The 12909-nt window shown below is 39.2% G+C and carries 12 protein-coding genes; 2 read left to right on the forward strand and 10 right to left on the reverse strand.

Annotated features, from left to right (window positions below; translation table 11 throughout):
* The first annotated feature begins 24 nt into the window (after positions 1-24).
* Positions 25-747, forward strand: a complete 723-nt coding sequence (locus ACOB80_RS15550; RefSeq protein WP_473166774.1) for a DNA alkylation repair protein — start codon at positions 25-27, stop codon at positions 745-747.
* Between the two features lie 218 nt (positions 748-965).
* Here ACOB80_RS15550 and ACOB80_RS15555 read toward each other — a convergent pair whose 3' ends face one another.
* The 6 genes from ACOB80_RS15555 to ACOB80_RS15580 all read right to left on the reverse strand — a co-directional run bounded on the left by ACOB80_RS15555 (position 966) and on the right by ACOB80_RS15580 (position 8560).
* Entirely contained in the window at positions 966-3527 is a 2562-nt protein-coding gene (locus tag ACOB80_RS15555) for a TonB-dependent receptor plug domain-containing protein (protein WP_473166775.1), read from the reverse strand.
* 324 nt (positions 3528-3851) lie between these two features.
* Positions 3852-4925 (reverse strand): FecR family protein, encoded by a 1074-nt coding sequence (locus ACOB80_RS15560; RefSeq protein ID WP_473166776.1) that lies wholly within the window; start codon positions 4923-4925, stop codon positions 3852-3854.
* Positions 4926-4931: 6 nt separating this feature from the next.
* Positions 4932-5513 carry an RNA polymerase sigma factor gene (locus tag ACOB80_RS15565; RefSeq protein ID WP_473166777.1) on the reverse strand — a complete coding sequence of 194 codons (582 nt, stop codon included), beginning with the start codon at positions 5511-5513 and terminating at the stop codon, positions 4932-4934.
* A 128-nt stretch (positions 5514-5641) separates the two neighbouring features.
* Entirely contained in the window at positions 5642-6493 is an 852-nt protein-coding gene (locus ACOB80_RS15570) for a hypothetical protein (protein WP_473166778.1), read from the reverse strand.
* A 9-nt stretch (positions 6494-6502) separates the two neighbouring features.
* A complete protein-coding gene (locus ACOB80_RS15575; protein ID WP_473166779.1) occupies positions 6503-7186 on the reverse strand; it encodes a hypothetical protein in 684 nt (227 codons plus the stop codon).
* A gap of 258 nt (positions 7187-7444) precedes the next feature.
* Positions 7445-8560, reverse strand: coding sequence for an NADH:flavin oxidoreductase (locus ACOB80_RS15580; protein WP_473166780.1), 1116 nt, complete (start codon positions 8558-8560; stop codon positions 7445-7447).
* 135 nt (positions 8561-8695) lie between these two features.
* Between ACOB80_RS15580 and ACOB80_RS15585 the strand changes: the two genes are divergently transcribed.
* Positions 8696-9595: a LysR family transcriptional regulator gene (locus ACOB80_RS15585; protein ID WP_473166781.1), complete on the forward strand. Its 900-nt coding sequence runs from the start codon at positions 8696-8698 to the stop codon at positions 9593-9595.
* A gap of 163 nt (positions 9596-9758) precedes the next feature.
* On the opposite strand, the gene ACOB80_RS15590 is transcribed toward ACOB80_RS15585, so the two are convergent.
* The 4 genes from ACOB80_RS15590 to ACOB80_RS15605 all read right to left on the reverse strand — a co-directional run bounded on the left by ACOB80_RS15590 (position 9759) and on the right by ACOB80_RS15605 (position 12895).
* Positions 9759-10049: a hypothetical protein gene (locus tag ACOB80_RS15590; protein WP_473166782.1), complete on the reverse strand. Its 291-nt coding sequence runs from the start codon at positions 10047-10049 to the stop codon at positions 9759-9761.
* Between the two features lie 120 nt (positions 10050-10169).
* A complete protein-coding gene (locus ACOB80_RS15595; RefSeq protein WP_473166783.1) occupies positions 10170-11150 on the reverse strand; it encodes a restriction endonuclease in 981 nt (326 codons plus the stop codon).
* A gap of 483 nt (positions 11151-11633) precedes the next feature.
* Positions 11634-11993 (reverse strand): hypothetical protein, encoded by a 360-nt coding sequence (locus ACOB80_RS15600; protein WP_473166784.1) that lies wholly within the window; start codon positions 11991-11993, stop codon positions 11634-11636.
* Between the two features lie 491 nt (positions 11994-12484).
* A complete protein-coding gene (locus ACOB80_RS15605) occupies positions 12485-12895 on the reverse strand; it encodes a hypothetical protein (RefSeq protein ID WP_473166785.1) in 411 nt (136 codons plus the stop codon).
* Positions 12896-12909: the final 14 nt, after the last annotated feature.

The following is a 12909-nucleotide window of genomic DNA, read 5'->3' on the forward strand; positions in this document are numbered from 1 at the left end:
TCAATAAAAAGGTGAGCTATACCAATGGCCAAACAACAAACCATTTTTACTGTTGAAGATGTAAATAACTTACTTGAAGAACACCAGAACGAAAGAGGCATTGCCAATTGGCAAAAGCTTAAAAATCAAGGTGGGCTTAGCTCTTATGGTATTGGTTTAACGCAATTACGAAAGTTAGCAAAAATTATCGGCCGAAATCGTGATTTGTCACAGCAACTTTGGCTCACCTCTATTTACGATGCTAAAGTTATCGCGCTACTCATCGACGACCCTAAGCAAATTACAGAACAACAAGCGGAGCAGCAAGTAGAGCAACTCAGTGGTGGTATGTTAGTACATGTTTTTAGCTCCTGTGACGCAACGCTAGCGAAGTCCCCCATCGCCTTTGATACAGCGAATAAGTGGCTAAAAAATGATGATGATGTTCGTCGTCGCTGTGCACTAGGGTTAATCTACGAACTGTCTAAAAACAAACGTAACAAAGCACTTACCGACGAATATTTCTTTTCGGTGATTGACTACATAGAGCAGCGTGTTTTTATGCCAAACGAAGCGAAAAATGTGCGTTTATCAATGGGTGGCGCATTATTAGGAATAGGAAAGCGCAATAAGGCACTAAATAAGCAGGCTGCTGCTTTAGCTAAAAAAATAGGCCCAATCGATTTCAATGAAGATGGCGGTAAGTGTGATCCGTTTGATGTTTATAAACACCTGTCGAATCCGTCGTTGTTAGATAAACTGAGTTAACTATTAATCTAAAGAATAAAACGAATAAAAAAGAGATGTTAGCTTGTTAAGTATATTAACGCCTCGCCCCTATCGCTCCAGCGCTCTCCCATATACTTAACAACTTTACGGCAACAATAAAACTAACATCTCCGCTGACTAATTAAAGCCAATTGCCTGTGAGCATTATTCATTTAGGCGCGTACTAACCACTTAGCTCAATACGCGCTTATGTGGCCTTAGAACTTATATTCCATACCTGCGTAGTAATACGCACCATTAAAGCCAAATGGCGCTGAGCGGCGAGAATAAGTAAATACACCTGGGCTGCTAACCACTACATTACCGTTTGCATCAACAATTGTGCCCGTACGTGAGTTACCAATTTCATTCTTATCTGGGTAAACATCAAACAAATTATTGCTACCGATGTTAAAAGATAAGTTGTCGTTCAATTGGTAATTAACACGTAAGTCAGTTAACACCTCAGCACCCATAGTTTGTGTGCCACCATCGGTAATGGTGTACTCGCCGTAACGGTTGAATGCCAAGTTAATGGTAAAATCATCAATACGATATAAACCGCTCAAGCTAATGCGATCTTGCGGTTGCCACTCTTCGATAATAGAAATATCTTGCTCAGAGAAAATCTCTTCTGGCGGGATATCTCCTAAACCACTGTCTTTTGGTGTAAATAGATCAACCACATCTGTTTCAGTAAAGTTCGCAGCAAAGGTTAAATCTAAATCGCCACCTGCAAAACTCGTATTCCACGTTGCGATAACATCGATACCAGAAGTTTCAGTGTCAGCACCATTTAAGAAGAATTGACCGGCGCCAGCACCAGCTGCTTTCAACGCAGCATCTAACGCTGGTGATAAACCATTACCAAGCTTGTTACTGATCACAATACGGTCGTCAATATCAATCGAGTACCAATCAATAGTAATGTTAATATCTTCCGCTAAAGTAAATACCGCACCTAAACTGAAGTTAGTCGCTTCTTCCTCTTTTAATTGCGGAATACCAATGGCTTGTGCCAACTCACTATCGTTTCTAAAGGTACCTACTTGAACAGCAATTTGGTCACCCGTTGGATCATCCGGGTTTGTAATAAACTGCGTACTGATGTTATTAAAATAAAGTTGCTGCATTGACGGTGCTCTAAAACCAGTACTCATCGCACCACGTAAAGCAAATTCATCGGTAATTGACCAGTTAGCAGCTAACTTGAAGTTAGTGCTATCACCAAAACCATCGTAATCATCGTAACGAGCCGCAGCACTAATGATAAAATCTTCATTTAGCTCAGTTTCTACATCAACATAAAACGACATGACGTCACGGCTTTCATCTACCGCAGAAACAGGGCTAATACCACCAAAACCTTGGGTGCCAGCACTTCTATCTGTAGCAAATAAGCTTTCACCATTAAGCGTATCGTAATCAGAGTAAGAATATACGTCGCCTGGCGTTACTCTATACTCGTCAGTTCGCAACTCTGCACCCATAGCCAATGAGAACAAATCAAACTCTTGAGTGTAATCTAGATTAATAGTTTGCAGGGTTAGCTCTAAACCATAGGCAGCAGCTTCACGTGGTACTGACTGACGAATTTCATCAGCCGTCATATCCGTGGTGTATTGCAATGAGTTAGCGTAAGAAGAGTTAATAGTATCGCTAGTCACGTAATCTATGGTGTTTTCACCATAAGTGTATGATAAATCTAACGTAGCGCTATTTGAGAACTCTACTTCATAGCCAAAGTTATAAGAGACATCTTTAATATCTGAATTAATTTTTGGTAAGAAACCCGCAGGAATCGTCGCATCACCATCTTGTAGTGGCGCATTACCACCTGAGTTACCATTGTGGCGGAAAAAAGCTGCAGATTCGTTATCTCGCTTAGAGTAGGTAATAAAACCGTATAGCTCGCCGTCTCCCAATTGATAACCAGTGTTAATGGTTAACGCCATTTGCTCAGAGTCAGCATCACCAATTCTAAAAGTTGTTCTAGGTGCAGTAAGCTCTCTCGGATCACCCGCTAAGTAGTTACCATTATCTAATTCAGTACAGCCAGGAAATTGACATGAGCCGTGTAAACCTGCGCGATTTGTTGCACCACGATCCCTAAAATTTAACGTGGTATTTAAATAACCATTATCGCCTAACAAAAAGCCTTTCGATAAATCGAAGTTAACCGTTTCACCGTCACCTTCAGAGTATTCACCGTAAGAAACACCAACTTTACCGCCGTCGCCAGCGTCGTTGAGCACAATGTTAATAACACCTGCAATCGCATCAGAGCCATATTGTGCCGCCGCGCCATCACGTAATACTTCGATTCGTTTTATCGACGCCGCAGGAATCGCGTTCATGTCGGTGCCTGCCGTACCACGGCCTACTGACGTATTAATGTGAATTAAACTCGCTTGGTGGCGACGCTTACCATTGACTAGAACCAAGGTTTGGTCTGGGCCTAAGCCACGTAACGTCGCTGGTCTTAAAGCATCTGTACCATCACTAATGGAGGAACTTGAGAAGTTAAATGAAGGTGCTACAGCCTGTAGCATACGGCCAACTTCTGTTTGCCCTGTTGCTGCAAGTGCTTCTGCCGATAGAATGTCTACAGGTACTGGCATATCTTCAGCCGAGCGGCCTGATACACGACTACCTACAACTGAAATTTTTTCAACTTCTTCCTCTTTCGCTACTTCCTGCGCCATTGCAGTATAACTAGCACTACCTAATAGCATAGGCACCATAGGTACTAATGCCGCTTTTAATGTTTTGTGTTTCATGGTTGTTAGACTCTCGTTTTATGTATTTTTTATTTACACAGCTAACGAAAACAATGCTAAGTACAACCTGATGATTTCCATCTCTTAGTCATTTAATTTAACTAAACGCCAATAACTTGCTTGTTAATAACACCCCTAATTAACAAGTTAACAAAACGCTCAGAATTAACCGTGCAATACTAATAAACAAACGAAAATCATTTTTCCGCTATTTTTTTTCATTTTTTTTGCACAAGGAAACAACATCTAAATCAAGACATTGCTTCTAACATGCGCAAAAACGGAGCGAATAATTAAAAAATTAACTATGGTTAGGAAAGAAAATTAGGGTGTATTGCCGTTTGAAGACAAAGAAAAATGGTTTTCTTTTGATTGGGTGGCAACAATATTAAAGTTCGCTTCTAAAGAAGCAAGAAGCCCTTCGATATCGCCCGCTTTGAAAAAACCGGCGACTTTTACATCGGCAATGTGTTCGTCAACAATTTCAAATTCACTTTCGGTATAGCGACTGATATCGCCTAAAACGTACTTTAATGATTCACCATCAAAAATTAACATGCCGTTTTGCCAGGCAAGAGCGCGTTGTACCTCTTCTTCCGACACCGAATGAATAGAAGCTAAATGTTGCGAAATAACATCAGCCTTTTGACCCGCTGTAACAATTACGCCAGACAGAAGCGTATTTGATTCTTGATTAAACGCCGCTTTTATCGCGCCTAATTCTTCGTCAGCTTTCGCGATTAGGACTCTACCTTCGGTAACCACTAACTCAAGTGACTGTGAATCATTCTTTTGAATATTAAAGATGGTACCTAATGCCGTAAATGACTTAGTGCCCGCCTCCACTGTAAACGGACGCTCGGGATCTTTGGCAACGTCAAACTGCGCTTCACCTTGGAGTAACCGAATATGCCGTTGTTTCGGATTAAAAACCAACTCAATTTTGCTATTTGTATTCAGCGAAACTTCACTGCCATCGGGCAAGGTTACACGCCTTTGCTCACCAATATCGGTGTGAAAATGTTGAGTTTGTGTGAGCTGCCACTCATGATAAGAAGGCACATTAGGAATAAAAGATTCATCCAGTAAGGTGTTCAAACTCAACAGTGAAACAAAGGCAAAACATGCAGCTTTTGCTACTGCAGCTACACTATCAAACCTAACAGACGCTTTTGTACTTTCTAATGGAAAAATACCACTAAGCTCTTTTACTACAGACAATTCATCCCAAAAAGATGCCATCTCTAACAAGGTGTTATGATGAGCTTTACTCAATTGGCACCAAACAGCCAAGTCTTGTTTTTCTTGCGAGTTTAAGCCGCGATCGATGCGGCTGATCCATAAGCACGCTTGATCTTGAATGTCTTCTTTACTGTAAAACTGACTGACATTACTCATTAAACTTTAAACTCTTTTCTTATTTAGACTGTTTCTGGTTTTGGGTGCGACTTTTTCTTCGCTAATTGAAACTTGAGTACCTGCACGCTCAACTTTCTCCATAAATTGCGCGCTTTTCAACAAGCCTTTCGCAACATGCTTTTCAACAGTGCTTTCACTTAACTGCATGTATTGTGCTATTTCTTTTTGACTTAAGCCATACACTTTCTTTAACACGAAGCACTTTCTAACAGAACTCGGCAATTGCTCAATCGCCTGACAAAACAATAAAAAACGTTCTTTGCTCTCAAACTGATCTTCAAATGACTGGCTATTTAATTCGACAGGTAGCTGAGTAAAATCCTCTAAGGAATCATTAAATTTATTATCCCACTTGGCGCTGTGGTTTAATGCTAAGTTCTTAGCTGTCGTTAACATATAGCTGCGAACATATTTGATTTCTTGTTTAAGATCAGCCTGATATGTTTTCAAGTAGGTTTCTTGAACAATGTCATCAATATCATCACGCTTAACAATACGCCCGATAATTTGTCGAATCTGCTTACTATAGCTTAAAAATATGTCGGAAAGTTTAGGTTTTTCTTCCACGTTTTTTCTACACCCTTCCCTAGACAATTAGTCCACTATGTTAAGCACGCCTATGCGTGAATTGCAAATATTCTTGTTGGAGTGTTACACCAATGACAGTAAATTGGTCTTAGTAATGGCTCTATGTTTTACACCGCAACATCTAGGGTGGCATTGTTGCGTTGCACAACATGAAATAACGAACGACTGCTAATAATTTTTTCTATCGACGCGCCTTTAAACTCCACCACTTTTCGATTGTTGTTTTGCGTCAGTGACTCAATAGCTTTTACTGATGACGTACTGTCTTTGCGGCTATAGTAAACGGCTAGGCTCCCTTTAAACTGTTCAAAAACCTCGGTGACTTTTAAGCTTCTTAAGTGAACTTTATCAGTAAAGTAGACTTCGTGAGCGAGCCGTTTTAATAAATAAATGGGCAAGGTGTGTTGCCTAAAGAAGTGTTCAAGTCCTGCGTATAAATCTAAGATAGGAGACACTAAGGTTAAGTCTTTGGTGTATTTGGCAATCCAGCGGCTGTTGCCTATCACAGAGCTACCAATGCCTACCGTGATAACATGGCTTGGCTCTTCTATATGATTTACGAGCACATCAAAAACATTGGTCCATTGCGGGAGAGAAATAAATCTGTCTTTATAAGAAAACTCTCGCCTGTTACTTTTATTTTCTGGGCTTTCCTGATGTACAAACTCAATCACTTGACATGAATAGCCGTAATTCACTAATTTTTCTACCAATGATTTTGAATGATGCGCGTTTTCTCTACCACAGACTATCCAAACGCACTCTCCTGCACCAACCGTATAAACGCGTGCTTTACCGTATTTAGTTTTATACGAAATGCGTTTCGTGGTTCTCGGCCATCTATTTTCTTGACACGAAGGAGCGGAAAATAAGTGTCTTTTTAATAATGTATAGGCGTAATTAGGTAAAAACTTAGTTAATACCTTTATCCATGTGAGCAAAGCGAGATTCGTCATCATCAGAAATACCTACTCAGCTTTTGCCATTGCAGGTGGTCGCTGCGCTTTGTTTGCTTGGTTTGCGTCACTCTCTAACTTTAACGAGATTAAATCTGGCGTGAAAAAACTCACCGATTGAATTAGCGTGAGGAAGTCATCTCTTTCTTGGCAATTAGCGCAAGCCAGTACTATTTTATAAAGCTCAACATCAAACAAGTTGTTATTAGAGCCATGGCGAATAAACAGCTGTTTTAAATAGCGAATATGCTTAGGTAAGATACGTTCGTGCAAGTATTCAAATATAAAGAGCACTTCAGTACTGTTTGTACTGTGATCGCCCACAGCTATATTTAGCATTTTGTCGATAACAGCATCAGGAATAAACTGATCGCCAATCCCCTGGCAAATTTGCAATTGGTTGTATAGCTGAGAAACCTTAGTGATTTCACCATTTAATATCTTGCTGTAATTTGCTTTTTTTTCACCGCGATATTTATTGATTTTAATCAGTTCCTGAGTCACTTCTCTTGCCACTCGATTTTCTAATGTGTTTTCAAGGGTTGCGTTAAGCAACTTCTCTTTACTGTGGGCATTTGCCGATGAAGGTCGGCCAAACGACGACGCCTTGCTCTTTCTGCCAACGCCGCGACAAAAAGGTAAAGCTAACGCAACAATAACCAAAGCGATGATTATTCCGGTGACAAGTAAAGACATTGAAATTTTCCGTATAGATTTCTTTATGCGGACAAAATTAACAATTGAATAAGGAAGAATTATGGATAAATTGAGATTTTAGTGACTTTCAGAGAAAGGGATAAACGAATTGAATAAGGCTAATTTCACGTAGAGTTATCGAAATATGTGTGCAAGAGGATCAGCGTTAACTTGAACTGTCAGGATCGATGATTAGAACTCATTAAAACCTGACAGTTATGTACCATGGCAGACATTTGAAGTTAATAGAGCAATACTTTAAACAGCGCTACTTTTAAAATAGTCACTTGCTGTCTTTAAGTCGGCAATTGGATTAAACATCTCAAAACTAAACGCCTTTAGTGGTTGGTTACTTGCAACTAAAACTGGCCAGCTTGGATTAGCAAGAGCTGCCTTGCCAATAGACACGAGGTCGGCTTTATTTGAACATAATAACTCAACACCATCTTTTTCATTATTTATACCCCCATTAGCAATGACTGGTACATTTCCATATTTTTTTGCGAATTCTGAAAGAGATAACCCTTCATTGAATGCAGGGGCACTCGCGACAAATTCCGTAGTATGGATATAATCTATGCCCAAGCCACTAATATATTCAAAGGTATACTGGGCATCTTTTGATTTTTCTGGCCACTTATATTCAAAGTCGTTAACTTTGCCTTGAGAAAAGCGAACACCAACCACAAATTCTGAACCTACCGCATGACGAACAGATGTGATAATTTCTTTATAAATGTTTAACCTGTTGGCAAGATTACCGCCAAACCTATCATTTCTTTTATTAGTATAGCTAGTTAAAAACTGGTCTAGTAAATAACCGTTTGCGCCATGAATTTCCACGCCATCAAACCCTGCTTGTTTCGCATATAAAGCAGCTTGCACGTAGCCACTAATTACGTTTTCAATATCTTCTTGGCGCATTTCTTTCGGTGTTTTATATTCACCTTTTCCGTAATAAAAGGTCATTTCTTCACCTAGGGGCTTTACCGCTGAAGGGCCCGCGCTTTCGCCTGTATATTTATTGTGTTGTGACAATGCACCAGCGTGCATTAACTGGGCAACAATCTTGCCACCTTTGCCATGAACAGCAGCTGTTAACTCTTTCCAGCTATTCATTTGAGCTTCGTCAGTTAAGCCAGGTTGGTATTTATAGGCCTGACTATAGTATTTGTCAGTGTATATCCCTTCAGTGATGATTAGTGAAAATCCTCCTGTGGCAAATGACTGATAGTAATCTTTCATTAGGGAGCCAACCGTTCCATTTTCGTTACCACTAACGCGAGTCATCGGTGCGACTACTAACCTATTTTTTAGCGCTAAGTTGCCAATGTTTAACGATGTAAATAGCGCTGATGTATCGTTTTTCATCATAAAAACCTCATTAAGTTGAATACAACGGCATTTTTTCACAAAGCATTGGCGAGGATAATAGCCATTTAAATTGAATGATTATTAACTTTTTGTTAATTATAAAAGGTAAATCACTTAATCAGCGTAACCACTATTTTGAGCAAAATTAATCAGCTAGAAAGCCTAAGAGTTTTAAAGAAGGTTGTTGAGTTTGGTAACTTTACTGCCGCCGCTAAGCAACTCAATTTATCTGTTGCCAGAGTATCGAAATCAATTGACCGTTTAGAGACAGAATTAAAAACAAAACTATTTGTAAGAAGCACAAGGCATTTACAAGTAACAGATAACGGAAAACGATGCTATCAGTATGCGCTGAAAATGCTAGAGCAATGGGAATTGTTATCAGATGAAGTAACCGATGCTCAGTTTAAGGCGCAAGGTAATATTAAAATAGGCGTACCTATGAGCTGGGGGTTAGGTGTTTTTTCCGCGATCTCAGCGAAGTTTATGAGCCAATACCCTGATATTACACTTAATGTTCATATGACCGATGAGTATGTGAATGTCTTTGAAGGTGAATATGATTTGGTATTACGGTTAGCAAGTCGACTTGAAGATAGCTCCCTTTTATGCAAGAAATTAAAAAGTTACAGATTTGTCGTTTGTGCGTCCCCCACCTATCTCGAAGCTCATTCAGTACCAAAAACTCCTGAAGATTTAATTAACCATAAATGCCTAGTTTTTTCTCAAGATGGTGGTAGTACCCAATGGATATTTTCAAAGAATAGCAAAACGACTAACGTCCATGTTAATGCGCACCTTAAATCTAACAACAGTATGCTATTAAAAGACACTTTGTTGTCGCATGTTGGTATCGCTGTTGTTCCAGACTTTGTTGTCGGACAACATATAGAAGCTGGGGAGCTAACCCCCTTATTGCCTGAATATTCTACTAAAGAGTTAAACTTGTACTCACTTAGGCCAGCTGATCAATTACTGCCTAAAAGATTGCAGTTATTTAATCAATTTCTGTTGGCGGAACTAAATCTATCTTAGTTAGTTTGGCTTTGAGCAAGACGTTAGTAGAAAACATATAAACCATGTTAACTCACAAATACAAACGACAAGCCCCATTCAGGCTTTTAATAGTTAGCTGAATTGTGTAACGCAGTGGAACTGAGCCAAGCTTTAGCAGTCCCGGACTTAATTGGCTTGTTAGTTATATACACTCCATTCTGTAGCTCAAAGTTAAATTAGTTACGCTATCAGAATTTCCTGTGTATTTAATAATAGCCTGTTCACTGTACCAGTCGCCAGACCATTTAAAATCAAACTCACCATCTAGGGTTTCAGATTTATACTCTTCATCGTTTAGCATCAGATGTACAACCGATGATCCCGCAGAGTTTCCATAGCCTTCTATCTTTATAGCTACAACTTGATCTCCACATTTGCTCGCTAATATAAAATTTTGATGCTTTGTTAAGTTCTCATAACTTACAGTAGTCATTTGATAATTTTCGCTACACGATATCAGACAAATCAATATAAAGTAGAGCAAAACTCTCATTATTACTCCCTATAGCTAACGCCCAAAGCAGCGGTGCGCAGCATCCGTTGCCTTTGCTTGTTAGGCAATTCCCCTCATGTAAGATTCAATCCATTGAGTTAATGCCACCCCGTCTTTTAAGAAAAGGCGCATTTGATTCCTATTTCGATTGCGCTCTTTGACTACGCCTGCAGAAAATCGACCTGCTGTTGCCATCATTATGAGCGGAAAGTCCTCATTTGCTCGGAGGGCACGCTGAACATCTGATAGCCCAACAACAGGTTTTTGCTTAACTTCAACAGCAAGAACTGTAGGTTCACCAGGAATAAGTTCTCCACGGGCAATAATATCTCTACCTCCATCTGAAGACCTTGGTGTCACATGGATTTCAAGGCCCTTCGATTTAAGCAACTCAGCAACTAGCTCCTCAAGTTGCCTCCAATGAATATCCCGAAGGTCTTTTTCTTGACGATGAATCTCATGGACCAAACTTCTCGTAGTTAAATCAAGCGCATCTTTTTGTTTAAGCTGGTTACTTGGGGTCCATATTTCAGGAAGCCATAGAGACCTTCCGTTTGAATCTGGATTTTCTTTTAACTTCTTTAGATTCTTAAGCCATTGATCTATTGAAATATATCTGTGCTTATCATTTTCGGGCCCCACAAGATGAAGCCCCTTTTCCATAATTCCCTCATACCAATACCAAGCTCCACTCTGTCCGTCTCTATAAATACTTTCAAGATCATATGCTGCATGAAAGTTTGTAAAGCCGTACTGATTTTCTATTGATTGCGAAAAATTATTGCGCTCCATCAAATCTATTGCATCAATATTAAACGCCCTAAATTCATCGTAACCAGAAGCCATTAGTAAATGAGGTCGCTCTGCGAAAAGCACAGGGTCCTGTGGCACAGGGTGTTCATCACTTTCATCGTCATCTAATTTTCGATGTTCTTCAATTTCTTCTAGAACATTTTCTACAGCGTGAATATCTTGTTCAGTAATAATCATTGGTTCATTACGCTTTTTGCCTAACGCCCTGTTAAGGGGCCGAAAATGCATGGCTATAATTGTGAGGAACGAACATCAGCCATGCGTTTGACGTCCATGCCTTAAACAGCTTGTTATGTTTACTAGTCACTCTCACAACGAACATTTTCATTATGAAGGTATGAATAACTAAAGAACAGTAATAAACGATCAACTACTTTCTGTTCTTGATTATTTTGTAATAGCGTCTTTAAATGGATTAACTCGTGTACGATTTTATTTGATTGCGCCGGAGTTAATTTAGGATCACGATAATAACTTTCACATATCAATTTTAATTCAGGAAATTCATTAGATTGATTTACATAAGAAAAGATGAATTCTTCATAGTGAGCAATTGATTCATTTTTCGTACCTGAATACATGTCAAATGCCAAAGCTACCTCCTGTAAACATAACGCCCCAATAAGGGGCTGATAATGCTTGGCTAAACTGTGAAGCGGAGCGGAACTGAGCCAAGCTTTAGCAGTCCCGCACTTTATTGGCTTGTTATGTTTACAATGCTTGAACCTGCCATAAAAGTCGAGTAATCAAATCGGTATCAATGCTGAAATTGATTTCTGAATTGGCTAAAAGAAAAATCATTTCCTTCAATTCTTCTTCGTATTCAAATTGATAACCAAGATCATCTCTACACTCTAGAAAGTTTGCCCAATCATCAATGGCGGTACTATCTAACTCACCAGATAAGAAGCGTCTAAAAACAGACATCAAATCTTGTTTAGTAAGAAAATACAATTCAGAATCGCAATCCCAAGGATATTGCTGAATTTCGTTCTTATAGTCGATGTAATTAGCTCCAATTTGAGCTATTCCTTTTATTAACTCAGTTCTATCCGTCATAGAGGTAAACATAACGCCCCAATAAGGGGCTGGTAAATGCTTGGCTAAACTGTGTAGCGAAGCGGAACCGAGCCAAGCTTTAGCAGTCCCGCACTTAATTGGCTTGTTATGTTTCTATTTTGACCAAAATACAGAACTAGCCTTACATGTTGTTTTTTTAATACTTACTCTTGGATACTCGCCAGGCTTATTAACAAACATTTCGTCTTTGCGTAACACTAACCAAATGTCTCCTCGATTCTCAATTGTGAATATATTTCGCTTATTCTTAAACTCAGAATATTTACTATGTATTTTTTCAAAACCTATATTAAAAGCCGCTTCTTTGTCACATGTTAATGACGAAAAAGAAATTAATATAGTTGATAAACTCACAATTCTAAAATTCATAACATTGAAACATAACGCCCTGTTATGGGGCGGATAAAGCTTGGCTAAACTTGTGTAGCGAAGCGGAACTGAGCCAAGCTTTAGCAGTCCCGCACTTAATTGGCTTGTTATGTTTAAATTACTAACTTACCTAATTGGAGCTTACCAGCTTCTTCAGGATATTTAACCAAAGTTGATAGAATTAATTTACCCTGACAGGTTACGGATAAATTGTATTTTTCTGCTTTAGGTGAAATAGTAAAACTTTCTGAAAAATTGCCATTAACTTCACGATAATAATAATCTTGAGGTTTAACTAGGTTTACTGGTTCAAACGTAAGAGTACATTTACCATCAACTTCACCTGTTGCAATCGCTACATTATCTCCAATGATGAATAGAGAACAACCAGAAACAAATAAACCTAAACTTAGAATTAAATATCGAATCATGCCTTTAAACATAACGCCCCAATAAGGGGCTGATAAACGCTTGGCTAAACTTGTGAAGCGAAGCGGAACCGAGCCAAACTTTAGCAGTCCCACTTGAACAGTTTGTT

The sequence above is a fragment of the Thalassotalea coralli genome (assembly GCF_055786205.1).